This is a genomic window from Antarcticibacterium sp. 1MA-6-2 (assembly GCF_021535135.1).
GTDB lineage: Bacteria > Bacteroidota > Bacteroidia > Flavobacteriales > Flavobacteriaceae > Gillisia.
The window spans coordinates 890,430-914,913 of sequence record NZ_CP091036.1 but is presented as its reverse complement, the minus strand read 5'-3'; the positions used below and the strand labels follow the sequence as shown (position 1 = coordinate 914,913).

The 24,484-nt window shown below is 35.9% G+C and carries 20 protein-coding genes and 5 pseudogenes; 11 read left to right on the top strand and 14 right to left on the bottom strand.

The features are described 5' to 3' along the window. The first annotated feature begins 3 nt into the window (after positions 1–3). From LZ575_RS04660 to LZ575_RS04625, 7 genes and pseudogenes are all read left to right on the top strand, one after another. Positions 4–540, top strand: a complete 537-nt coding sequence (locus tag LZ575_RS04660) for a hypothetical protein (protein ID WP_235329366.1) — start codon at positions 4–6, stop codon at positions 538–540. Positions 541–1,024: 484 nt separating this feature from the next. Further along, positions 1,025–2,068, top strand: coding sequence for a hypothetical protein (locus LZ575_RS04655; RefSeq protein WP_235329357.1), 1,044 nt, complete (start codon positions 1,025–1,027; stop codon positions 2,066–2,068). Beyond that, positions 2,065–3,015 carry an AAA family ATPase gene (locus tag LZ575_RS04650; protein WP_235329355.1) on the top strand — a complete coding sequence of 317 codons (951 nt, stop codon included), beginning with the start codon at positions 2,065–2,067 and terminating at the stop codon, positions 3,013–3,015. Before LZ575_RS04655 ends, LZ575_RS04650 begins: the two co-directional genes overlap by 4 nt. Before the next feature lie 34 nt (positions 3,016–3,049). Then, positions 3,050–4,419, top strand: a pseudogene (locus LZ575_RS04645) (Fic family protein). Further along, positions 4,416–7,557 (top strand): annotated as a pseudogene (locus tag LZ575_RS24205) (type I restriction endonuclease subunit R). The pseudogenes LZ575_RS04645 and LZ575_RS24205 overlap by 4 nt, the downstream one beginning before the upstream one ends. A gap of 56 nt (positions 7,558–7,613) precedes the next feature. Then, positions 7,614–8,636, top strand: coding sequence for a nucleoid-associated protein (locus LZ575_RS04630; protein WP_235329349.1), 1,023 nt, complete (start codon positions 7,614–7,616; stop codon positions 8,634–8,636). After that, complete coding sequence (locus LZ575_RS04625) at positions 8,623–9,900, top strand: hypothetical protein (protein ID WP_235329347.1); 1,278 nt, start codon at positions 8,623–8,625, stop codon at positions 9,898–9,900. The genes LZ575_RS04630 and LZ575_RS04625 overlap by 14 nt, the downstream gene beginning before the upstream one ends. A gap of 230 nt (positions 9,901–10,130) precedes the next feature. Here the strand turns inward: LZ575_RS04625 and LZ575_RS04620 are convergent, their stop codons facing one another. From LZ575_RS04620 to LZ575_RS04590, 7 genes and pseudogenes are all read right to left on the bottom strand, one after another. Then, positions 10,131–10,493, bottom strand: coding sequence for a hypothetical protein (locus LZ575_RS04620; protein WP_235329345.1), 363 nt, complete (start codon positions 10,491–10,493; stop codon positions 10,131–10,133). A gap of 7 nt (positions 10,494–10,500) precedes the next feature. Further along, positions 10,501–11,340 (bottom strand): DUF4138 domain-containing protein, encoded by an 840-nt coding sequence (locus LZ575_RS04615; protein ID WP_235329343.1) that lies wholly within the window; start codon positions 11,338–11,340, stop codon positions 10,501–10,503. Beyond that, positions 11,337–12,266, bottom strand: coding sequence for a conjugative transposon protein TraM (gene traM / locus LZ575_RS04610; RefSeq protein WP_235329341.1), 930 nt, complete (start codon positions 12,264–12,266; stop codon positions 11,337–11,339). The genes LZ575_RS04615 and traM overlap by 4 nt, the downstream gene beginning before the upstream one ends. Continuing rightward, a pseudogene (locus tag LZ575_RS04605) lies at positions 12,256–12,872 on the bottom strand (conjugal transfer protein TraK). Before LZ575_RS04605 ends, traM begins: the two are co-directional and overlap by 11 nt. Continuing rightward, positions 12,869–13,711: a hypothetical protein gene (locus LZ575_RS04600; protein ID WP_235329339.1), complete on the bottom strand. Its 843-nt coding sequence runs from the start codon at positions 13,709–13,711 to the stop codon at positions 12,869–12,871. Before LZ575_RS04600 ends, LZ575_RS04605 begins: the two are co-directional and overlap by 4 nt. A 2-nt stretch (positions 13,712–13,713) precedes the next feature. Continuing rightward, positions 13,714–14,217, bottom strand: coding sequence for a conjugal transfer protein (locus tag LZ575_RS04595; protein ID WP_235329337.1), 504 nt, complete (start codon positions 14,215–14,217; stop codon positions 13,714–13,716). Between the two features lie 69 nt (positions 14,218–14,286). Next, positions 14,287–16,699: pseudogene (locus tag LZ575_RS04590) on the bottom strand (TraG family conjugative transposon ATPase). 110 nt (positions 16,700–16,809) lie between these two features. On the opposite strand from LZ575_RS04590, the gene LZ575_RS23270 reads away from it, so the two are divergent. Beyond that, positions 16,810–16,953, top strand: coding sequence for a hypothetical protein (locus LZ575_RS23270; protein ID WP_189602842.1), 144 nt, complete (start codon positions 16,810–16,812; stop codon positions 16,951–16,953). 16 nt (positions 16,954–16,969) lie between these two features. On the opposite strand, the gene LZ575_RS04580 is transcribed toward LZ575_RS23270, so the two are convergent. After that, complete coding sequence (locus tag LZ575_RS04580; RefSeq protein WP_168137820.1) at positions 16,970–17,257, bottom strand: hypothetical protein; 288 nt, start codon at positions 17,255–17,257, stop codon at positions 16,970–16,972. A gap of 236 nt (positions 17,258–17,493) precedes the next feature. On the opposite strand from LZ575_RS04580, the gene LZ575_RS04575 reads away from it, so the two are divergent. Continuing rightward, the gene (locus LZ575_RS04575; protein WP_235329333.1) at positions 17,494–18,102 is read left to right on the top strand and encodes an N-acetylmuramoyl-L-alanine amidase; all 609 of its coding nucleotides are present in this window, start codon (positions 17,494–17,496) and stop codon (positions 18,100–18,102) included. A 158-nt stretch (positions 18,103–18,260) separates the two neighbouring features. Here LZ575_RS04575 and LZ575_RS04570 read toward each other — a convergent pair whose 3' ends face one another. From LZ575_RS04570 to LZ575_RS04555, 4 genes and pseudogenes are all read right to left on the bottom strand, one after another. Then, a complete protein-coding gene (locus tag LZ575_RS04570) occupies positions 18,261–18,923 on the bottom strand; it encodes an ATPase (RefSeq protein ID WP_235329331.1) in 663 nt (220 codons plus the stop codon). Then, a pseudogene (locus LZ575_RS04565) lies at positions 18,907–19,691 on the bottom strand (hypothetical protein). The gene LZ575_RS04570 and the pseudogene LZ575_RS04565 overlap by 17 nt, the downstream one beginning before the upstream one ends. Before the next feature lie 5 nt (positions 19,692–19,696). Continuing rightward, positions 19,697–19,978, bottom strand: a complete 282-nt coding sequence (locus tag LZ575_RS04560; protein WP_235329329.1) for a helix-turn-helix domain-containing protein — start codon at positions 19,976–19,978, stop codon at positions 19,697–19,699. Between the two features lie 608 nt (positions 19,979–20,586). Then, positions 20,587–20,976 carry a helix-turn-helix domain-containing protein gene (locus LZ575_RS04555; RefSeq protein ID WP_235329327.1) on the bottom strand — a complete coding sequence of 130 codons (390 nt, stop codon included), beginning with the start codon at positions 20,974–20,976 and terminating at the stop codon, positions 20,587–20,589. Between the two features lie 391 nt (positions 20,977–21,367). Between LZ575_RS04555 and LZ575_RS04550 the strand changes: the two genes are divergently transcribed. Together LZ575_RS04550 and LZ575_RS04545 are read left to right on the top strand one after the other, a co-directional pair. Further along, entirely contained in the window at positions 21,368–22,153 is a 786-nt protein-coding gene (locus tag LZ575_RS04550) for an RNA polymerase sigma factor (protein WP_235329325.1), read from the top strand. Position 22,154: 1 nt separating this feature from the next. Continuing rightward, a complete protein-coding gene (locus LZ575_RS04545) occupies positions 22,155–23,249 on the top strand; it encodes a hypothetical protein (RefSeq protein ID WP_235329323.1) in 1,095 nt (364 codons plus the stop codon). A gap of 445 nt (positions 23,250–23,694) precedes the next feature. Here the strand turns inward: LZ575_RS04545 and LZ575_RS04540 are convergent, their stop codons facing one another. Further along, a complete protein-coding gene (locus LZ575_RS04540) occupies positions 23,695–23,886 on the bottom strand; it encodes a sodium:calcium exchanger (RefSeq protein ID WP_235329321.1) in 192 nt (63 codons plus the stop codon). 226 nt (positions 23,887–24,112) lie between these two features. Next, positions 24,113–24,283, bottom strand: coding sequence for a hypothetical protein (locus LZ575_RS04535; protein ID WP_235329319.1), 171 nt, complete (start codon positions 24,281–24,283; stop codon positions 24,113–24,115). Positions 24,284–24,484 lie beyond the last annotated feature (201 nt).

Genomic DNA, 24,484 nt, shown 5'->3' with positions numbered 1-24,484 from the left:
AATATGACAAATAAAGGTTCAATATGGCGTAAATGGGACTTACAAGTAGGTACTAAAGATTACACAAGGTATACGGGAGTGCAATTTTCTGGGGAAAAGTTGTCAAATCTTTGTGACTTAACAAGTTTAAACGAACAACAAATAAATGGAAATCATAAAGATTTAAGTAATGATGATTATGCAAAATTATTTGTTGAACATTTTATACACTATAATGATACAGATGTAATCTCTTTAGCCAATCATAATACAGGTGAGGGAATAGAAGAAATTTTATCTCATCTAAAATTGAGAAAAGCAGAGAACCAAGACTCAATTTATACAGATAAATTTATTTTCCCAGGAATTGAAATAGGAGGAAATGATAGATGCCATATTATTATTGTTTTCAATCCTGAAACCAATAATAATAGGAAGTTTGAGTTTCAGGAAGATGGAAGAACTATTAAACGTGAGTTGTCTTGGAAAGAATATATTGATAGGTTTCTTGATGCTATTAATATTCCGTCAACAAGATTTAATAATGGACAACTAGAGTAAATTCAAGTTCTTTAGGCGCTAAGGATATAATTTCTAAGTCGAAAGATTGGGATTTTATACCTGTTTTTCCCCATATTGAAAATTCAGATGGACTCTGGAAGGAACTACAGGATAGTAACAAAAAAGAAATTTACTCTAATGATAACTTTGGGATTGTAGATATTTCATTAATCTCAAAAAATCAGGACTTAAAAAGAATATGCAGTGGCAATCACTCTAGTTGGGGAGATAAATGTATTGCAGTTATTAATACATCTGACTCAGAGTCTCTTGAAAAAATCGGCAGCAAGTTTAGTTACATAAAAGGCGACCCCTCAATTAAAGGTTTAAAGCACCTTTATATTGAACCAATTGATAGAGTAAGAACTGGTAAAGAACCAGAAATATTAGATAGAGTAAAATTAAACAGAACCAAATATTTAAAAAAGGTAAAGATTAATCAAATATCCAGCTATACTGGACAATATGGTAATTGTTTCAAGATTTGGAAATACCCCTTAATCCAGAATTGGTCGCTATCATAGGTAATAAAGGCAGTGGAAAAAGTGCATTGGCAGATATTATTGCTCTTTGTGGGAATTATAAAAATCAAGATGATTTTTCATTCTTACATAAGAATAAATTTAGAGATGGAAAACACGCTAAAAATTTTGAAGCAACCATAACCTGGGAAAGTGAAAGTTCAAATCATAAAAATCTAGGAGATTCATCGGTTAATGGAGAATTAGAACTCGTTAAATATTTACCACAAGGTTATTTTGAGAGGTTAACCAATGAAATAAGCTCAATTGAAGAATTTCGAAAAGAAATCGAAAATGTTGTATTTACTCATCTAAGTGAAGATGACAAAGTTGGTTATACTTCTTTTGAAGAATTAATTAATAGCAAAAAGGAATTAATAAACCACGAGATAAACAATCTGAAAGATAGATTGCAACCAATTAATTCTACAATTTTCGAAAAGGAGAAAAAGCTTAACACTTCGTATAAAAATAACATAATTGCCCAAATAGCAAAGAAAAAGGAGGAATTGACTGCTTTGGTAGAACCTATTGCTGTTCCCAATCCCAATGAAGACCTAGAAATTGCTAAGAAAAATGAGGAGGTAAATAACAAAATAGCTGAAATTAAAAATAGTATTGAGAAGTTAGAACAAGATATATCTAACGAAACTCAAAAAAAGCAATTATTGTTAACTGAAATTAATGATTTAAAAAGAATTAAGCAATTAATAAAAGGAAAAGAAGAAGACTTAGACTTTTTTAAAGAAACTAATAAAGAACCTTTATCAAAGTATAATATAGAGATAGATGAAGTTGTTAAATATCGATTTAATTACTCCACTCTTGACCTAGTTATTTCTAACAAAGAATCAACTTTAAAAGAGGTAAAGATAAAATTGGGTGAAGAAGCACCGACAACACCTAATTTTATTTCATTTAATAATCTATTGAAACAAAAAAAGAGGCCCTTAATACAATCCAAAAAGGTCTTGGTGAAGAGGAAAAGAAGTACCAGCAGTATTTGATTGATACAAAGAACTGGCAAGGGAAAAAAGATAATATAATAGGAAATGAAAATACACCAAATACTTTAAAATATTTCGAAAAGGAACTAAAGTATGTTGATGAAACTCTAAAAAGTGATATAGACGTTCTAAGAACTCAAAGATTAGAAATCTCAAAGTTGATTTTTGATAAAATGAAAGTTGTCTTGGATGTATATATCGAGGTGAAAACGAAAATTGACGATATTATTTCAGAGAATGGTGATTTATTAGATCAGTACAGGATTAATATTGAAGCCTCTTTTGGCGTAAAAGCCAACTTTGTTAGTAAGTTCTTGAATTACATTTCACTTAATAAAGTTGGAACTTTTTATGGTAAAGAGAATGCGGACATTCAAATACAAAAAATTTTAGAAAATAGAGATTTTAATGAATTTAATTCATTAAAAGAATTCCTAAAGGATATTGTTAAGGCTCTATTTGAAGATTTAAGGCAAGAGCCTACACAACAAGCTTTTATAGAGAATCAGGTTACAGAAGTAACCGAATTCTATGATTATCTATTTTCTTTAGATTTTTTAGATTACAACTATGAGTTAAGACAGGGAGAAAAAAGGTTAGAACTATTGTCTCCTGGAGAAAAAGGAGCATTACTTTTAATTTTCTACTTACTATTAGACAATAATGATATACCTCTAATTATTGACCAACCAGAGGACAATTTAGATAATAATAGTGTGGCTAATATTTTAGTTCCATTCATTAAAAAAGCAAAATGCAGGCGACAAATAATTTTAGTTACCCATAATCCAAACCTAGCAGTAGTAGCTGATGCGGAACAGGTTATTTATGTTGAATTAGACAAAGAAAATAATAACACCTTTAGTTTTAAATCAGGAGCTATAGAAAATCCTGCTATCAATGAAAGCATTGTAAAAGTCTTAGAGGGTACAATGCTTAGCATTTAATAAAAGAAAACTAAAATATTACGAGAATTAGATAATGCCCGAAACCAATCGCATAGAATATAAACGGGAACTTTCCGAAGGCCTGGAGAAGGAAGTTGTAGCTTTTTTGAATTACAGAGAAGGCGGCATAATCTATATAGGCATAGATAAAGAAGGCAAAATAGTTGGTGTTCAGGATGCCGATGGCGACCAGTTAAAAATAAAAGACCTAGTTAAAAAACAATATTCGCCCTTCTGCCCTCGGTCTTTTTGATATTGTAAGCGAAGAAAGAAATGGAAAGGAAATTCTAAAGATTATTGTGGCCAGCGGTTCTGAGAAACCGTACCATCTCAAAAAGTATGGGATGAGTGAAAAAGGCTGTTTTATACGTCTGGGTTCTGCAGCAGAACCAATGTCGCAAAAACTCATTGAAGAACTTTTTGCCTCGCGTACTCGAAATTCCATTGGAAAAATAAAGTCACACCGTCAGGACTTACGGTTCGAGCAGCTTCACATTTACTATCAGGAAAAACAAAAACCCCTTAACAAACAGTTCAGGAAAAATTTAGAGCTTACTACCACGGCAGGTGATTTGAATTACGCAGCTTATTTGTTGGCCGATGATAATAATGTTTCTGTAAAGGTTGCTAAATATAAAGGCGAAACACGTGTTGACTTAATGGAAAGTAACGAATATGGCTATTGTTCGCTTGTAAAAGCTACAAAAAGTGTATTGGATAAAATGAACCTGGAAAACCGGACGATCACACAAATTACTCACAAAGAACGAAAAGAACATCGTCTTTGGAATGCCATTGCGCTTCGGGAAGCAATTATTAATGCCTTTGTACATAATGACTATACGCGCGAAATAGCCCCAAAATTTGAGATTTTCAATGATCGAATAGAGATTACATCCGCAGGTTCCCTGCCGGACGGTTTAAGTAAAAGCGAATTTTTTGAAGGTTTTTCCATCCCCAGGAACAAGGAGCTTATGCGTATTTATAAAGATTTGGACCTGGTGGAGCAATTAGGTTCAGGCATTCCAAGAATATTGGAATATTATGAAACAAATAGCTTTAATTTTTCTGAGAATTTTTTAAGGATGGTTCTGCCTTCGGCAGAAGCTGTCCAATCTGATACCCCGCAAGTCACCCCGCAAGTCACCCCGCAAGTCACCCCGCAAGTCACCCCGCAAGTCACCCCGCAAGTACAGGACCTTTTAAATATTTTTAGGGGGGAACACAGTAGAACCGTGTTGCAAAACCACTTAGGACTTTCGGATAGGGAAAATTTTAGAATCAATTATTTAGTACCTAGCTATAGAAAATGGTTTTGTAGAGCTAACAATAGCTGATAAGCCAAAAAGCAGTAAACAGAAGTATAGACTAACTGAGAAAGGAAGAAAAGCAAAACAGGAATGAAATTTACCGAAGCACAATTGGAAGCCGTTTTTGCCACACAGTTGGAACAAGAAGGTTATAAGCATCAATTAGGAGGTAGCATATCACGAAAGGAAGATGAAGTGCTCATTGAAAGTGACCTTCGGGAATTTCTGTTGGCAAGGTATCGGAAGAACTGTATCACCAAAAATGAAGTGGAATCCATTATTCTTAAACTCAAAACTCTTCCGGCTTCAGATCTTTATGAAAGCAATAAAGAGTTTATGCGAATGCTCTCCGATGGTTTTTCTTTAAAGCGGGAAGACCGTTCCCAAAAAGATATCTGGATTTATTTAATTGATTATTCAAAAGAAAACCAGAACACCTATAAATTTGTTAATCAGCTTGAAATCACCGGAACCCAAAACCGTATTCCTGATGGGATTTTATATATTAATGGCATTCCTGTGGTTGTTTTTGAATTTAAAACTGCGATTCAGGAAAACACCACAATTCATGACGCCTATATTCAGTTGACCGTGCGTTACCAAAGGGACATACCGGAACTTTTTAAGTATAATGCATTTTGTGTGATCAGCGATGGCGTAAATACCAAATCAGGTTCTTTTTTTGCGCCTTACGAATTCTTCTATGCCTGGCGCAGAATCGCAGGATTGGCAAAAGACGTTGATGGTTTTGATAGTATGTTTACGCTTATTCAGGGAATGCTTCAGCAAGATCACATTCGCGATGTCATTAAAAACTTTATTTATTTACCGGACAGTTCCAAAAAAGATGAAAAGATTGTGTGCCGCTATCCTCAATATTATGCGGCGCGGGCTTTATTTGAAAATATCCAGAAAGCTCAAAAACCAAGCGGAAATGGAAAAGGAGGAACCTATTTTGGAGCAACTGGCTCAGGTAAAAGTTTCACAATGCTTTTCTTGACCCGGCTTTTAATGAAAAGTGATCATTTTGAAAGCCCCACCATTATCCTGATTACTGATCGAACCGATTTGGATGACCAGCTTACAGGGCAATTTACCAATGCCAAAGCCTTTATTGGAGATGATGCTATTGCCAGCGTAGAGAGCCGGGCAGATTTAAGGGAACGAATAAGAGGCAGGGAAAGTGGTGGCGTGTTCTTAACCACTATACATAAATTTACAGAAGATACCGAATTGCTTACCAATAGGAGCAATGTTATTTGCATATCTGATGAAGCACACCGGAGCCAGACGAACCTTGACCAAAAAATTAAAATCACTGAAAAGGGGGTGCAGAAAACTTTTGGCTTTGCCAAATACCTTCACGATTCTTTGCCTAATGCTACGTTTGTAGGTTTCATAAGTACGCCCATCGATGCTACTTTAGATGTATTTGGACAAGTGGTAGATGAATACACAATGACAGAATCAGTAAAAGATGAAATCACAGTACGAATTGTATATGAAGGAAGAGCAGCCAAAGTGGCCCTTGAAAACAGGGAATTAAAGAAAATTGAAGAATATTACCAGGTCGCTGAGGAAGAAGGTGCAAATGAGTACCAGGTAGAAGAGAGTAAAAAGCAATCGGCCAATATGAACGCCATTTTAGGTGATCCAGATCGTTTACAAGCTATTGCAGAAGATTTTGTCCAACATTATGAGAAAAGGCTGAAGGAAGGTGCTACCGTAAAAGGAAAAGCAATTTTTGTCTGTAGCAATCGCGAAATAGCTTATACGCTTTATAAGAACATCATAGAATTAAGACCTGGATGGGCGGAGGTTAGAATGGCAGAGAAAGGTGCCGAATTAACGGAAAAAGATAAAAAGCAACTCAAGCCTATTGAGCGTATAAAGATGATAATGACAAGGGGGAAAGACGATCCTAAAGTAATGTATAACTTATTAGGGACAAAAGAGTACCGTAAAGAATTGGATCGTCAATTTAAAAACGAGAAGTCAAATTTTAAAATTGCCATTGTAGTCGATATGTGGCTCATATAGGTTTCGATGTTCCATTTTTAGACAGTATTTATATTGATAAGCCTATTCAGCAGCATAACCTTATACAGACTATTTCCCGGGTAAACCGGAAATTTCAGGGTAAAAACAAGGGATTGGTGGTAGATTATATTGGCATTAAGAAACAAATGAACTTAGCACTTGCCAAGTATAATAAGGGAGAGCGGCAAAACTTTGAGGATATCAAAGAGTCCCTGAAAATAGTTAGAGATCACCTGGATTTACTGGCTAAGATATTTCACAAATTTGATAGCGAAGATTATTTCCGGGGAAATCCTTTGAGCCAATTAAATAACCTTAATCAAGCTGTTGAATACGTACAACAAACCAAGGAGCTGGAGACCCGTTTTATGGATTTGGTGAAACGTTTGAAGGCTGCCTATGATATTTGTGCGGGAAGTGAAAATTTAACACAGGAAGAACGGGATTACACTCATTTTTATTTAGCTGTTAAGTCTATAGTTTTTAAGCTTACCAAGGGAAATGCACCCGATACCGCACAGATGAATGCCAAAGTAAGGGAAATGATTAAAAATGCTCTGGCAAGCGAAGGTGTAGAAGAAATTTTTAAAATGGGTGATGAAACCAACAGCCAGCAAGATATTTTTGATGAAGATTATTTGGCCAAAATTGATAAGATTAAATTGCCCAATACGAAAATCAAACTTTTACAGCAATTACTGGCCAAGGCTATTGGGGAGATTAAAAAAGTAAATAAGGTAAAAGGGGTTGATTTTTCAAGAAAGATGGAAGGACTAGTCTCCCGATACAATGAACGAAAAGGAGATGTGCTACGGGGGGAGGTGTATGAAGAAATGGCTGAACAGCTCACAGATCTTATTTGGCAGGTGCAGAAAGAATTTTCGGCCGGGGAAAAATTAGGGATTGATTTTGAGGAAAAAGCTTTCTATGATATTTTAAAAGAACTTTGTATAAAATATGACTTTCAATATCCTGAAAACAAGCTCATCGATCTTTCAAAATCAATTAAAGATTTAGTAGATGAACAAGCAAAATTCCCGGACTGGAGCAAAAGAAATGACATTAAATCTGCCCTAAAAGTTGGGCTTATATTATTGCTCGACGAACATGGTTATCCCCCGTAGAACGGGATGAGGTTTATGAAGAAATCTTTGAACAAGCGGAGAATTTTAAGAGGAATAGAGCAGGATAAAAAATCAAACAAAATTCACAATACTCCACAGAAACAGATATTAACACGAGTCATATATGGAATTATCAAAAATAATTATTCACGAACTTCTTAAGGAGGCCAAAAGCAAAGAGGCAAAAACCATTTATTCTGATGAGTTAACAAAGAATAATGATCGCTCATTCAAGCTTATATCTGCTTTAAATAAAAATTATACAAAAGCAGGAATAGCACACGCAATTTTTGATAAAAGTGAGGGTAAAACCTTCCCAGAAAAATATTTAGAATACAGTAGATCCGAAAGAAAATCTAATCAGTTTATAAATTTTACCAAGCAGGTTACGGGTAATCTTGAGCAGTTGATTAAGAACAAAACTATGGCTACAGGAGGTTACTTGGTTTTTTCCGAATATATTGATAGACAAATAAATTATTTAGGTGTTTTTCTAATACGTGATGTAGAAGGGGAAATTCTTACTAAAACCAAAAAATCTTTTGAAATAAAACTAGTAGAATACGTAGATACTCGAAATCTTGCAATGGCCTGTCGTATAAATGAAAACAGGCTAAATGAGGAAGATAAAAACTATCTTTCATTTACCCGTTTTAAACAGAATAATGTTTCTGATTATTTTAAGAACTGGATTTCTATTGATAAGTTGGAAAGTAGTTCGGAATATACTCAAACGTTATACGACATTATTACTCAATTAGAGCGGCCTATTGATGATAATACTGGTAGAGAATATGATCTTCAGGTATTTAGGGATAAGATATACAGCGACATAAAGGCAAGCCCAAATAAAACCATTAACATTAGTAATCTTAGTGAAAAATATTATGGTGATCCCGAAATTATTAGCGAATATGCTCAAAACAACAATTTGATTATTGATACAGAGTTCAAATACAATCAAAAGAAACTTCGTCAGTTTACAACTTTGGAAATTGAGAGGGATGGTGTTAGTTTAAAATTTCCACGAGGGGAATATAGAGAAAAGGTTAGAGTAGATAAGAAAGATAAAAACTTGGTGATTATAGATTCCCATAAGTTTGCAGAAGCCTTAAGACAAGAAATGGAAAGAAATGACTCTAATTAGTCAAAAGATCATATATAGTCTATGGAAAGACTTCGGTCTAGAATTTTCCGATAGCACGATGATTTTTGAAGTCAATGGAAAAATAACTCAATCTATAGAAAAAATTGGAGGAAAATCAGAAACCGTTCGTGATAAGGAGATACGACTTGATATAATTAGCTTGCCATTTAACGTATTTTTAAATTCCAATGACTATCTTAAACGGAGTGTAGTTGACTTAAAAAAAGATACTCTTATCATTAATTCACCAAATCTTCCTTTATCATTAATACAGAATCAGACTTATATAAATTTTCAACAAGAAAATGATAATTATTTCTTTTCTAATGCTATAACGTTCTCAAAATTTATTGATTTTCTGGAAGACCAAGATCAAGATCAGGAAGCTGCTTTTCATTTTGTTGATTCTGTTAATACAGCAAGTAGAAGAATGGTCTTTACCAGTCCTACTGAAAAAGGTAGGGTAGTTATAGAATATAACAACAAGATACCCCCGCTAAATACGACCATAGATTATAACAAAACTCTACAAAAATTCGAGTATTGTTTTTTAGATCAATTAGGACATCTTCCCAAATTTTTAAAAAGTGCTTTAATTGAACAAGCATCACGCACCTCTAAGGATGAAAGAATTGTCAAATTATTTCTGAATTTAGATAATGTTATTGAAACAGCGTATTTAAATTTTGAGATCTATCTCAATAATCTATCTATCGATCACATCCGAAGGGACTACGATGAATTCAAATCAAAATATTTTAAAGAGGTATCTGAAATTTTGAAAAATGTAACTCAAAAAATAATTGGACTTCCATTGGTTGTGGCATCTACATTATTTGCTATGGATAGGATTAAAGCTAATGATGCTTTTTTGATAGTGTTACTTATCATCATCGTTATTACATCTGCATATTTAACGGTTCTTCTTCGAATAAATTTTAAAGACCTCAAGTATGTAAGTATCTTGTCTGATAAGGATTATGACGAATTAAAAAGGAATAAATTTTTCATAAAATATCCAGAAGAATTAAATACATTTCAAAGTATTAAACAGCGGATCTCTTCGAGAATTGAAAATTTAAAAATAATTTGCGAATCCTATTTCTGGATACTGAACATTATTAACACATTACTGGTTTCTTTTATTTTGTTCTATATAGGTATTCCAAAAAAAATCACATTAATTATCGGATTAATAATATTGTTTATAATTGCATTTGCTAGAAACTGGATATTAAATTCTGCGGAAGAAGAAAAATTGTGAGATTAAAATGATGATCGGGTCTGTAAATCAAACTCTTTTCAATTTACAGACCTATAAAGGTTCTGTCAATAACCGACGGTCTTTTGATTTATTTTCTGCTTAATAGGCATGTACATTGTTGTTATTGATTGAGGGGATATTCACAGTCAAAATCTGGGATCAAATTTCCCTTATTTTTATATAGGGGCTACATCAATCGTAAAAATTCCTTTTTTAGATTTTAGATAAATTTAAAAAGCAACCTTTTCCCGCGGTTTCTGCTCTGTTACCTTCCACTGCCCATCTTCTTTAACCAACTTGAATACGCTCGGTTTTTCTTCAAACGAAGTGGAATAGCGAACCCAGGCAACATCACCATCAATGGTATCCTCAATGACTTCAAAATTGATTTCGGAATTTTTATCTTCAGCAAATAAATCCTGAAGGCTTGATAAAATAGCATAACTTTCGGTGGTTGTGTGTTTTTCCAGGGTAGCAGTGTCGTTGTTGTAAAAACTTTCCGCAACAATTTTAGCCGTTTCGGTGTGGGTCATTTGTTTTTCATTACAAGCTACCAGGGCTATAATAACAGAATACAGGAGGATTCTTTTCATGACGTTTCTAGTTAGGGTTATTGATATATTTATGCGGTACTTTTAATTTAATATTTCTCCCACCGTTTTTTTCATTCAGTTCCAGTATGACTCTGCGGTCATCTCCCAAAGAAAATTTTGGGAGCACATAAACCAATTTTTCTGCTTCACCTTCTTTAATTTCAGAGGGCATACTATATTGGAAAGCAGGTTTTTGATAAATGGTCTGGGAGGATTTCCTTTTTCCTTTTTGCCTGGTCTCAATTCCAAAATTCAGGAAATTCAAGTCATAATCCAGAGATGATTTGTTTTCTATCTGGATAACGAAATAGAGTTCTTCTTTATCAAACACAATATTTTCAACACTTAAGACAATATCCTGATCCCGTTTTTTTAACCGCCCTATTTTTTGTTTGCGTTCAACCAGAAAGGAACAAAATTTGCCGTAATAGTAGGTCTTGTCCCTTTCTTTTATTCCTGTCTTATTTATCTCCGGTTCATCACTGATCACAGGCTTTTCGTTGCCTATGGTGTCAGATTTTGGAACAAAATAGTTCAGCTGATCAAGCTGTTCCTTATACTTTACAATATACGAAAAAACCGAACCATTTGAACTGATTACCAGTAGATTGCTTTCTTTTCCAGGTGTGGCCTGTAAGAGTCCGAAATATTGTTCCGCTTCTCGGTTATAAGTAAAAACAAAATTGTCAGAACCTGTTATTCCCTGCCGTATAGGTTTCGGAAAGAATAGGGCCACATTTTTTTGGTCATTTGCAAAAATGGTGTCGAGGATTTTTCTTTCTTGAGCCAAACAAGGACGAAATGCAAAAGAGGTGAAAAACAGGAGGAATAAGATATTAGTTTTCATAGTTCAGATTTTAAAATTAGTTTGTAATCATTAAGTACGGTTACTTTGACGTTCCGGTTATTGCGCCTAAGAACCTTGGTTATTCCACTAATTTGTGGCACACTTGGAATGTTTATATCCTGTATGATATCATCCAGAACCTCACTGGTTGCCTCAGCCCGGAAACTGTTTACTACATAAATACCTTCGCTACCATCCTGGAGGTCGAAAGCCTTCAGGTTTACCGGATGATGGTCTATATTTTTAACTTCGACCAATGTCCTGTTAGGCTTAAAGTTGATAAAGCCATAGATAATAGTATTTTTAGGAATCCATTGATCATTGATCTTAGCTGTCGATGTCAGGCGCATTCGGAGGCGAGAATTGGTCTTTACGACCTGGTTCCCATCGACCACAGCATATACAACCGAATGGGTATCCGCTGCAACAAGCCTATTGTCTGAAGTAGGGGAGGAGGCAAAGAACAGTTGGTGCTCCAGTCCCATTTCCTTAGCTTCAATTTTATGTTCCTGCTGTATCTCCTCAATTTCTAATTGAGGAGTGGGAGTGGTAATCTTTTGTTCTGGCGTGAATTCCTGGTCTATTCCTTCTGAATATTTTATACGTCCGGATTCATAGATACTGTCAACAATCCTTTCCTTTTCCTTTTCGGTTAATTCTGTGTCATAGAAACCCAGGGAATCTATCAGCTTCTCATCGTAAATACTGGGAGCATTGGTTTCCCGTACTTCCCTCAAATCATTTATAGCATCAAGTTTGGAATCGTATTCCTTCGATTCCTGTTCCAGTTCAGGGACCAAAGTTTGTTTCAAATTTTGGATCTCACTTTCGTCATCGCCCATAATCATTAGCGAATAGGAAATTAGAAATAGGAGTATTACTGCGATTACAGCCCCAAACACTATTTTATTCTTTTCAATTTTCATTATTTAGTTTCTTTAAAGTGTTTTCAAAGTAATTAGTGATAAGCAATCCGTGAGGGTTGTTGGGAAAATTTCGATCTACAGTGATCAAGTTTCCTGTGGAAACCAGCTCATAAGTATCGATTACAGATCCGCGGTTGATTTTAAAAATGGTAGTGGTTTTAAAGCTGTACGTTCCTTCTTGTTCGGCTACCTCAGAATTCATACTAAGTACCTTTTGCACCAGGGAATATTGAATCAACCTGTTGTAAACACCATCAGCTTTCTTCTGCTTAGGTATAGGTTGTCGACAGAGCTGTTTCCCAGCCAAAGCGCTTTTTCCAGGTTTTTTTCATAATTGCTGGCATCGATGTTATAGAAATAATTGTGAAATAACTCCAAATGTGCCAATGCTTCCACTTTGAAGTTTTCTTTTTGGGAAACCAGTTTTAACGGGATTACCTCTCCGTTTGTATTAACTGCAAAGGCACTGTTCAGTGCTCTTTTATGAATTGAAAATGCTATCCATCCCGAAAAGATGCTCGAAGAGAATGCGCAAATAACTACAGCAATAACTACAAGCCTATTTAGCTTTAATACGGAATATATATTTTGATAAGATGTTTTCATGATGTAAAAAGTCTTAGAGTGAAAGAAGTTGCCCGCCTGTAGAGTTTAAACTTGAGAAAAACGATAAACCCGATAGATCCCAGTTCCACTACCGGGGCAAAAAATCCACTACCCACGTCAGTACCGAACAAGTTTGTCCAGAAGTTGGTATTAATTTCTGTGTATATTGCATTGATAAAAACGTTTACCAGGAAAAATGCAGGTACAAGCATATAGACTGCGGCATATAACTTGAAGAAGTTATATGCCAGGGAGCGAAACTTCTCAAACACGGCCAGACTTATGACCAGTGGAAAAAAAGCCTGCATTAATCCTAGTAGAAAGTAACGTTCAGCCAAAAATAAGGGGTAAATGAACAGGTCCAATAACCAGAGAAACAAGCTAATTATAAATGCAAAGAATTTAAATCCATAAAGTGGAGTTACTAATGCTTCGTAAAGTAATGCCATAGCTTTTCTTGCCGCATCCACGATGCTTACATCTTCTTCAATGGGGATGTCCTGCATCTGCAAGGGAAGCAAAGCAGGAGCCGTATCCCGATAACGATCTTCAATGGCCACTAGAATTCCATCAAAAAATCCCAAAATTTGTGTGGAGAAAATTACCAGTAGCACTACTGCAAAATTCTTTGCAAGTTCCCCGGGACTCAATCCCCATGTATAACCGTCCTTATCGGCAATACCTTCATTGTATTTCTTAAGGATGTTCACAAGGAAAAAGAGCACAGCGAGCGTTTTCATTCCCACTATGGTGTACTGTGAAAATTCACTGTTCTGGATGGTCTGGAAAACCGTATCGACATATTCCAGTCCAATTCCTAAAATGATGTTAGCACTCATCTCTAAAAATTTGTTTCACGATTGTTGATCTTATCCTGCATCTTTCTGAAAGAAATGATATTCCGATAGCGTTTGGTTTTCATATTGATCTCCATAACCATTTCCCTGGACTGCATTTCCTTTTCCTGAAGCATTTCTGTACGCTCCCCGTCACTCATTTTTAGATAATCGCTGGACAAGATTTCATCTATGAAATCCATTGTTTCCAAAGAATTATCTACAATGGCATTAAAAGATTCCGATACCCGCGTAACTTCTTCCGGTTTGATATAGGGCGAGTTTAGGATTTCTCTTAGATCGTTTTGCATTATCCCGATAAGACGTTGATTGTTTCGGCCTATTTCGCGGACTGCCTTCAGTTGCTTCACGACCGTATTCACCTTCTCAAGATTTTCTTTCTGCTGTTTCAGGAATTCAGCAGTTTTTAAAAGTTGTGAGGTTTGCTTGGCAGATTCGACCAGCGACTTTACAAGACTTATAAAGTTCGTGTTATCGTACACGGGCATTCCCTGACAGCGGAACTGGCATTCACAAATAGTATCAGACTTAAGGTTAAAAGTAAATTCTTCATGATTTTAAATTTTTATAGTTAGCCGACTTTCTGTTGTATATAGCATAATGGCCTTTTCCATATCCTGATGTTCCCGGTAGAGCCTCATTATTTCTTCATTTTCGAATCCATCGGTTAAATAAGCTGCATAAACTTCTTTGGGCACTTCAAGACGGAAGACATTACTTTCCTTTCCAATCTTGATAAACATTTCAGTGTACTTCCGTTCCCCGGAAAGATTGTTCCTGATGGATTTTAACTGGTTAAGATCATGACTGGAAAGGTTTAACCGTTTTGCCAGCTCGTTATACCCTTTTTCGTTATGGAGGCTGTAAATGACCTGTGTGTTCTCCAGGATACTGGCCGAGGTGGCATTTTTTGGCAATTGGTTAATGGATTGCAGGATGATACCAATCGCCCCGTTCTGTTTCCGAATGGCCTGATAGTAGAATTCCACACTTTCCAGTACGTTGTCAAATTTCAGTTGCTTGGCAAATTCATCGAAGAGGATGATGCCTTTCTCGGTACGGTTTTTCCAAATGGTTCGTTGGATAGCAGATTTAATCAGCTTAAGCATTACCGAAAGGACTTCCTTATTGTCCTTTACTTCATCAAGCTCAAAAACAATCAATCGTTTATCCTCAATTTTATAGGTCTGGTCCTCGCTAATTTCAAAAAGGAAGCTGTACAGGCCATGCCCAACATATTCGGACATCACGTGTAGGAAGTTGACTATGTTGAAATAATCGGGATGGATCTTGAGTTTTGGAAGTAGATCTTTTTGATTGGTTTCTATAAACCGATAAAAACTATCCAGGGAATGTTTTTTAGGAACGTTGGAATAGTAGTGGAGCAATATTTTTTTGATCGAAACAGACTGGGCCTTGGTCACTTTTAAATCGGAACCGAACAATTCAAACAGGAACATTGACAAATCTTCCAGGCGTTATATCCTCTGAATTACTGATGTAAAACGGATTGATACCCAAATTTTTTCCGCTTTCATATCTCAGAACTGTATATTTCTCAGGATATAATTTTGCGAATTTTGTATAGGATCCACCAAGATCAATGATTACAAGGCGCACTCCGCTCTCAAAGTACTGCCGCAGAATATTATTGGCCAGAAAGGATTTTCCTTCCCCTGTAGGGGCAAAAATGGCAAAGTTTCGGGCTTTAATCCGTTTCTTTCCCTCGTCCCATACATCCTTTAGCACCGGAATGTTGTGCTCCCGATCATTGAAGATGATTCCTGTAGGATCAGATTTGTAATTCGTATTATTGATCAGCAGGCACAGCGCATGTTTTAAATCTGTAACATATACATCTGAATTGGAAAAATTAGAAGAAAAACAACAGTAGCTATTCAGCACATAATTTTTACGTTCTTCGCCGCGGGGGTAGTAGGGCGTAATATCCAGTTCCTTAAATTCAGTTTTTATTTTTGAAGCTATCTGTGTTAGTTCTCCGGCTTCCTTAGCCCAATAGATGACATTCAAGTGGCCTCGAATAATTCTTGAAGTGTCATCGGCGTTTATCTGGTCAAGGATGTGCTGAATTTTACCCAGCACAACCTTATTCTGGGATCCAAAATTTGAACTTTTATGGAGTTCTTCAATTTTGTTATCAAGGAGCTTCCGCCATTTTTGTTTGTCATCCAGGTAGAGAATCTGATTCACCATATGATTTTCATTAAGGGTCAAGCCGAGGCCGTCAATAAAACCCTGGTGGAATGTGAAATCATCAGAAGTAAACTTTTCATTGATCTTGCTGCTCTGAACAGTATCGCCAAAACAAAGCTCGCTGTTGATAGCCAGGGCATCAAAATATTGGTCGCCAACCTGAACATTAGATTTATTCAGCAGCATATCGGTATCAAAACCTTCATGAAAACCATTAAAGAAGCTATTGGTCAAAGCCTGAATTTCCACTTCACCAAGGGGTAGAAAAGACATCTTTCGGCTATTATTGATAAAGGAAACGGAATCGCTGACAGAGCTGATAAAACTTTTGAGATTATCATCCAGTTCCTGGCACATCCCTTTAGAAACCTTTCGAAATGGATTGACATACTTCGGGTTATTTAATGCTTTGTTTTTGGTGAGGATAAAAAACAGGTAGCAGCGATGTTCCATAAATTCCCTGCCTTTGAAATGATCGTGAGTGGCCTTTTCCAAAAAGGTGGTATTCGGCAACAAATCGGCAGCATATGATTTCTTTAAATAAATGTCCTGTTTGTGTACCACACTTCCAGTGGGCAAAGATTTTAGGGCCTGGAACCAAACCCCATGGATATCTTCTAAATCCTTTTCAGATAATGAGTAGATTTCAGGTAACTTCCCCTCATAACAAAGAACTACGTTCCCGTTATTGGCAAAAATGATATTGTCCTGAATATCCATTATGGGCGTAAAATCTGATAGATTAATCTTGTTCATAATTTAAATTTGAATTTCTTCTGTTGCTGATGATTTCTGGAAATTTTACCGACACCTGAAAGAGCTGTGATGTTCTGGTTATTCTGATTAGTACTAAATAAAGGATACAATTGAAGATCAAAGCACCAATGATGATCCAGAAGCTGAAAGAGAAAATGATGACCAATAATGAAGCTATTACGCAAATCATCATTAAAGCAAAGGAGGAGATGGGAAGCCCAAAAATGACAGCCCCTTTCCTAATGTTTCTATAGACTTCAAACTGTTTCATCAGACCACTATTGAAATCAAATAGGTGAAGATTCCCACTACCGCTCCTGCAATTAGAACAAAGACGAGCACCCGGGTAATTCCTTTTTTTAGATCTGCATTTTCACCAAAGAAGTGGCCTGCGTTAAACAGGAAACCGACAAGGAAAATCACTCCAAGGAGGATGGGGAAGATAGTCCGGATAGTATCGGCAATATCATTAACCGAATTTTCAATTCCCCCGATTTGTGCAAAAAGCGGGAAAGAAATCAGGGACAAAAAAAGTGTTGGATAGATTGATTTTTTCATAACGCACAGTTTTAAATTTTGTGTTGTTTTTGTTATAGAAAAAATACATATATTTCAATATAAAACATTGGGAATCAATGTAATAAATAAAAAATAATATTTGATTTTCAATAGGTTAGTTTGATATTATTTGATGTCAAATTGAATTAAAATCACCAGGAGAACTGGTAATAACCTGAAAAATTTTAATGCTCATGAGGCTGAAAAACGTCATTTTTCTGATTTTGCTCCTGAAAGTGTGGGTCATTTTTGGGCAGGAAAAAGAACATCAAAAAAGAATTATTGTAGATGTTGGTCATGGAGGAAAAGACCCTGGTGCGATCGGAATTAATGGAATCCGGGAAAAAGATGTTGTTCTGGCCATAGGAACAGAAATGATCAGGCTCAATAAATCAATATTTGGAGATGAGTATGATATTTATCTTACAAGATATGATGACGGTTTTTTCACCCTTTCAGAAAGAATCAACTTAGCAAAATCATTAAGGGGAGATGTATTTATTTCCTTGCATTGCAATTCATTTTATAGCGATGCCAGGGGAATGGAAATTTTTACATTTAATTCTGAATCCAGAAAAAATGGCTATAACACCAGGACTTCAATCGCTCTTGGTGATGAAATTCTGAGAGAGTCTACTCTTAATATAAACATTGAAAACAGGGGGATGAAGTTTGCCAATTTTCAGGTGCTGAGGGGAATGATTAAGTTTTGTCCCGCTATTCTAATTGAAGTAGGTTTTCTAAATAATCCGGTTGAGGCAGTGCATTATTCGAGACCATCAGGGATAAGAGCAATAGCATTGGCTATTTTGTCAGGAATAAATAATCATTTAAAATTGAAATAATGAAAGAAGCATTTTTAGAAATTATTAAAAGTATTGGGGATGTTGTAAAAGCTTTCGTTTCAGAAACTTTAAAGCAACTTTCAGACTTAAAAAAATAAACAATGGCTTGATGATAAGTTGTTATTATCTCTTCAAATTTATATCATAGATGCCCATTTCTATTTCCGCTTATCCCCTGCGGTTTCATCAAAAGCAACAAGATTGAATAATTCCCGCATTCGGCTGCGCACCCGGTTTCCGTAACGATCCTCCAGTTCCTCAGCGTTCAGGTTTGTTGTGGCGTGGGTTTTAATCTTTTGATTTGTCTGAAGAAAAAGTTCATGACGCGATAAAAGAACTTCCCCCATAACATTACAATCTTTTCCGTAGAACCTCCCGGGAGGTTCTACCCCTAAATCATCAAAGCAAAATAATTTATTGTTTCCGTAATCTTCAATCGTTTTATAGCCTAAATGGTTGAAGCTGAAGGTCACATTCCGGCAGGGAATCATTTCGTAGGGCCGCTGCAAAGAAGCCAGATGGTGTAATAACTTCATCAAACTTGTTTTGCCGCATCCGACCGGGCCGGACAGCAAAATACCTTTTTCAAGATCTATCCCAAATTTCTGGCAGTTCTCTTTTTCCTTTATGAAATATGAGCACAGCTTCAGTAAAATATCACGGTCGTCCTCATAGATCCGGAATTTTTGTCCGAATAGAAGTTTTCCTTTGGCATTTAGGTAGATGAGCATTTTTGGAAAATCGTAAACAACGGTTTTCCCATCAAACTTTCCCAGGGAATATTCTATACCACCTTCGATAATTTTAGAGGGGTTGTCCATAATCTTTTGCTTTAGTGGTTCTGAGGTTGTCCCGATTTTGGGACGCTCCCTTTTTGTTTTGTTTGTTTTTCTTGTCGAATAATTCGGTTCGATTCATCCAGTTTATAGCTAAGGCCCGCCAATCCCTCACCTCATTTTCATCCCTAGTTTTCCAATCTCTTTCCTGGTAGTGCTCAAAAAATTTTTTCCCTTCATCGGCAGGAAATCTTTTTTCTTTAAAAAAAATAAAACAGCCTGCCTGTCCTTTGGCTGTTTATTAATGTTTACTTGTTTAGTATTGTTTATATTAGATACCAATGCTTGTCCACTCACGGGACGGTGTTGGTACACAACTTGTCCATTGGTGGGATGGTGTGGGTACACAGCTTGTTCATCATTGGGACAGTGCTGGTACACAGCTTGTTCATTAATGGGATGGTACTGTTCCGAAAGCTGTTCCAATAGAGGATCGTCATCTCCCGTGAAAGATTGATCAGATGTCTTGATAATGAACATCTTGATTTTACTGCCTTTGTACGGATTGTTGGACGGAAAATATGAGAGATAATCCCACTTATCCAAGTCGACAATACACCGATGGTACGTCGATTTTGAACCAATTTTGGCCACACGCATCAGTTCGCGACGGTTTACAAAAAATTCATCTGCAAAGCGGCTGCTGTTCCATTCCTGGAATAAAGCCATATAAAGGCTGATGTGGGTTGGGTTCAAGCGGTCATCAAAAAAGAACTTTTCAAAAGCCGCGTTCAGTTGCTTAATGTAGTTCATAGTAGTTATTCAAATTTGTGATTTACCCGATTGGCGGTCATCAAGTTTTGGATTTCCTCGGCATCATAGTAAATAATTCCTCCAACTTTGGTGTAAGGTAGGGTGCCGTTAATTCTTAAGTTTTGAAGAGTTCCCGGACTTACCTGGAGCAGATCCATAACATCAGAAGATTTTAAATATTTCTTTAAAGTTCCTAATGATTGTTTGGTGATTAAACTTTTAATTTCCTCAAGTAGTTCTAATTTGAACTCCCGAAGATCGTCGGTGGTAATAATACTTGTTGGCATAATAGAACGGTTTTTAAAGAAAGGGGCTACCAATCGATTAAATCTTTTTAATTGATAGCCCCTATCAAGGTTTGACTTTCGTTCTACTAATTTGATATACTTTACCAAATATTTTTCCCTATATTCTTCGTACTACGAAAGAATTTAACAAGTGATAGAATTAGGATTATTTTGCTGCTATTTGAAGATGTGGCAAGGAATTATAAACTGTTATTTGGCATTGAGGCAGGTAGTAACCCAGATTTCGTAGAAACTCGTAACTACGAAAAGAAGAATTTTCCGCTGTTTCTCTTTAAATCTGAAAAAGAAGGATCCATGAAAGAAGCATAATAGAGGTAAACCCAGGGTTGGTGGCTGAAATTTAAGGCGGTTTTCTAGCTAATTTTCAACCACTAATTCTTTATTTCCAGACGATTATTTTTTTAATAAGAAATAATCAAGCTAAAACTACTGCTGCTTAATATAAAAAAATGAAAGAAAAGGAGATTACTGGAAATCGCATAGACAGAGATTAGTAATTAAAATATGGTATTAGGCATTTTTCTAGTTTCTACTGAGAAAATTAAAATCAAATTATTTTGGAGAGTGGCCATCAAGCCTTTAACTATTTATTTGCCTTCAAGCTCTGTAATTCGTTTCCTAAGTAACATTTTTGTTTCCTTTAATGAGTCATTGGCATCTTCTAAAGCGTTATTGGCTTTTTCTAACGCATCTAGTTGCCTTTGAAGATGAAGTAATTTTTCGCGCAGAACTTCTGGATCAGTTTCATTAATTATTGAGTCTGTTGAATCTTTTTGGAGCATTGGACCTTTACCCGTTAGTAACCATGCGGGACTTAGTTCTGGGCATTTTGAATATAGTAATTCAGCATCAAAAGAATTTCTTGATTTCCAATTCGATAAAGTCTGTCTGGTAATTTCTAAAAAATCCGCTAATTCTGCATCCCTTTTAAATCCATAATGAATCTTTATCTCATCAAGCATTTTAGATTTATTCATATTATGTAAACGAAATGTTTATAAAAAGTAAAAAAACAGTTGTTTTGTAAACAAAATGTTTATATATTTGATTTTGTTCCGATTAAAGGAACAAATCAATGAACAGGCAAACTTACGTAATTTATGCAGAAAACTTATAACACTGAGGTGGTAAAAGCCTTGGCATGTAAATATAAGGTGACTCCTCGTTACATACGATATTGTCTGAATGGTGATAGAACACCAATATACGCAGATGAATTAATTGCAGAGTATTACAAAAAACTGGATCAGGTAGAAAGGGCATTAAATTCAGATATATGAATGTATTATTTCCGAAAATTAAAATTGGAGTACTTGTAGACCTGAAAGGGAATTTTTTCCTTTAAATCAAGAGTAATAGTAGGGTATTATGTCACAGCATAATTTCAATTTATTAAAAAATGGCGATCCGACGGCTTTGGAGCATATACATGCCAGATACCACCGGAGTATATTCTGGGTAGGCAGGGGAATTCTTGATGATGATTTTGTTGTATCATCCCTGGTTCAGGATAGCTTTCTAAAATTATGGGTTCACCGGGATCGTATAGAAACCCCTAAACATATTTACTTTTTCCTGCGAATGGTCATGCAAAGGGAATGTTATTCCTATTACACATTGCCCAGAACCAAATTTTTCAGCAAAGTCAATTCCCTGGACAGTTATGAAAACTTCCAGGAGTACTTAGGGGGCTATGATCCAATAAGTGATTTAGAAAATTTTAGAGACCAGGAACGGGAACAAAAAGCCTTTGAAAAAATTATAAATGTCTTACCCTTACTAACGGCCGAGAGAAGGCACCTTATTGATCTCTGTCTTAAATATGGCTTCCGTTACAAAGAAATTTCCAAAGTTATGGGCACGAGCATTCCGGAAACTTTTAACGAGGTGCAACTGGCTATTTCAGATCTTAAAAATATCATTAATCCGGATTCCGTAGCTCAAACTAAACAAAAACCAGCCATGGTAATTAAGGTGCAGGCTAACATGACCCCGGAGCAGGAAGAAGTATTCCGCCTCCGCAATGAAAAGAAATTTTCTTTTGCAAGTATAGCTGCTGAGCTTAAGCTTTCCCAAAAGGAAGTTCATAAAGAATTTATGATCGCTTATAAGATCATGCAGGAGAAACACGAGCAGCAACAGCAAATAGCTTAAGATGGAAAAGTCTACGCTAAAACTAACCCGAAAGATCCAGCTATTGGTTGATCTGCCTACCCCGGAGGAAAGAAAGGAGGCTATTGGGAAGCTTTACCAGTGGCAGAACAGGTGCTTTAGGGCAGCTAATATGATCGTCTCCCATCTCTATGTACAGGAAATGATCAAGGACTTCTTCTATTTTTCTGAAGGGATAAAGTATAAACTGGCCGATGAAAAGAAGGATGAAAGCGGTATGCTGCAACGCTCCCGAATGAATACGACCTACCGAGTTGTATCAAATCATTTCAAAGGAGAGATCCCTACCAATATCCTGGGTAACCTGAATCAAACATTAATTAGAACCTTCCTCAAAAACAGGAAGGAATACGGGAGTGGTGAACGCTCGCTCATGAATTTCAGGAGAGACATCCCTATTCCGTTTGATATGGATGGTGTTAAGGGATTATGCTATATTGAAGAGAAGAAAGCCTTTTGTTTTCGATTATTTTCAATTCCTCTTAAGACGTACTTAGGTAAAGATACTGATAAACACAGGCTGTTGGAGCGTGTAGTAACTGGAGAAACCAAGCTTTGTTCCTCACATATTCAGTTGAAAGACGGCAAAACCTTTTTGCTTGCAGTTTTTGAAATTGAAAAAGACAAGCACGTCCTGAAACCGGAAGTGATTGCAGAGGCTTCGCTGTCACTTGAATACCCCGTTATAGTCAAAGTTGGTAAAACCAGGCTCACCATTGGCACCCGGGAAGAGTTTTTGTACAGAAGGCTTGCAATACAGGCAGCCAGGAAACGGGCGCTGGCAGGGGTAACCTATGCCAGATCGGGCAAAGGCCGAAAACGAAAAACCAAAGCGCTTGATAAGTTTGAAAATAAGGAAGGTAATTTTGTGGACAGCAGGTTACATCTCTACAGCCGGAAGTTGATCGACTTTTGCATTAAACACCAGGCGGGAACGCTGATTTTATTGAATCAACAGGATAAGATAGGGATAGCCAAAGAAGAGGAATTTGTACTAAGAAACTGGAGTTATTACAAGTTAATGACCAAGATAAAGTACAAGGCAGAGAAAGCAGGGATCGAAATTATTATAGATTGAATTAGTCTCGAGGGTGCTTGTACACCCGTAAGGTGAGGTGATTATCACACTCACTAAATGCAAACAGCATATACAACGGCGTGGGCTTTTTTATTTAAACATGATAAGTGGTTAGGATCATTTACTTGAATTTTTCTTTTATAGGATAATTTAGGTAAATGTATGTTGCCAATGATAATTTTTACAAAAGCAGTTGTATTCTTCCGGATATTTTTAAAACCTTGAACTTTACATGAATATAAGTTTAAGATTCTTTCTTTCCTTTAATAAGAAAAAATAATCTCCTTACACAAAAAAACGTTTCGTAGATAAAATTGTCGTTGTCCGGGCTTTTTCTATGCTAAATGTAAATGATAAATTTGCCTATTCCAGAAAATCTCTAATCAAAGTTGTAAGATTTGGGATTTTACGTACTAAAGATAAGATACTTACACTGTAGTAAATACTAATTGCCTGTAGCAAACAACGACAAAATTTCAGGGCTTGCCGCAGCTATCCCTACGAGGGCTCCTCCGGCAGCCACAGAAAAACCCCACTGCTTCCTTAGTTTTTTTAAAGGTGTTGCTAAATGTTCCGCGCCCCAATGTGCCAGCCATACGGCAGCAAGCAACACCAATGCCCAGATCCATGTACTCATATCTGCTTCTAAAGATTTTTTTAAGTTCTCAAAATAAATTTCGTTTTTCTAGCTGATGAACATCCTTTCTTGCGAAATAGTTTCTCAGACTTAACTTAGTCTTAATTAAAACCGAATAGAGAATTATCTCAATTTAAAAAAAGATAAAGGAACTTTCTCCTAAACTTCTGTTAGAACCTTTTTTATTTTTCTTCTTCCAAACCTTAAAAACAAATTCCAAGAAAAATTAGCCATGTAAGTTTTTCAAAACAAACCAAAAAAATAAAAATGCTAATACAAATACGCCTATAAGCATTAAAATTCCATTTATTCTGTCCTTTCTGGTAATTTTACTTTTCGGGGATTTTTTATACTTTATTTTTTTTGTTTTCCTTCTGGCTTTTGGATCTACAGTCATTTGGCTTTCTTTTTCTTAAAACTGGCTCTTTTGAAATATTCTTCGGAAAATAGAGAATTGCTTTAGTTCCAATTCATGGTTTCTTTACAATGTGCGTTCTTTGGAAATTCTTTTCTATAGTACCTATTCTAGCATAGATTTTTATCTTTATTTTTATTGTATATTGTTTGGCAGATAGCCTAACATGTTCAAATGGTATGT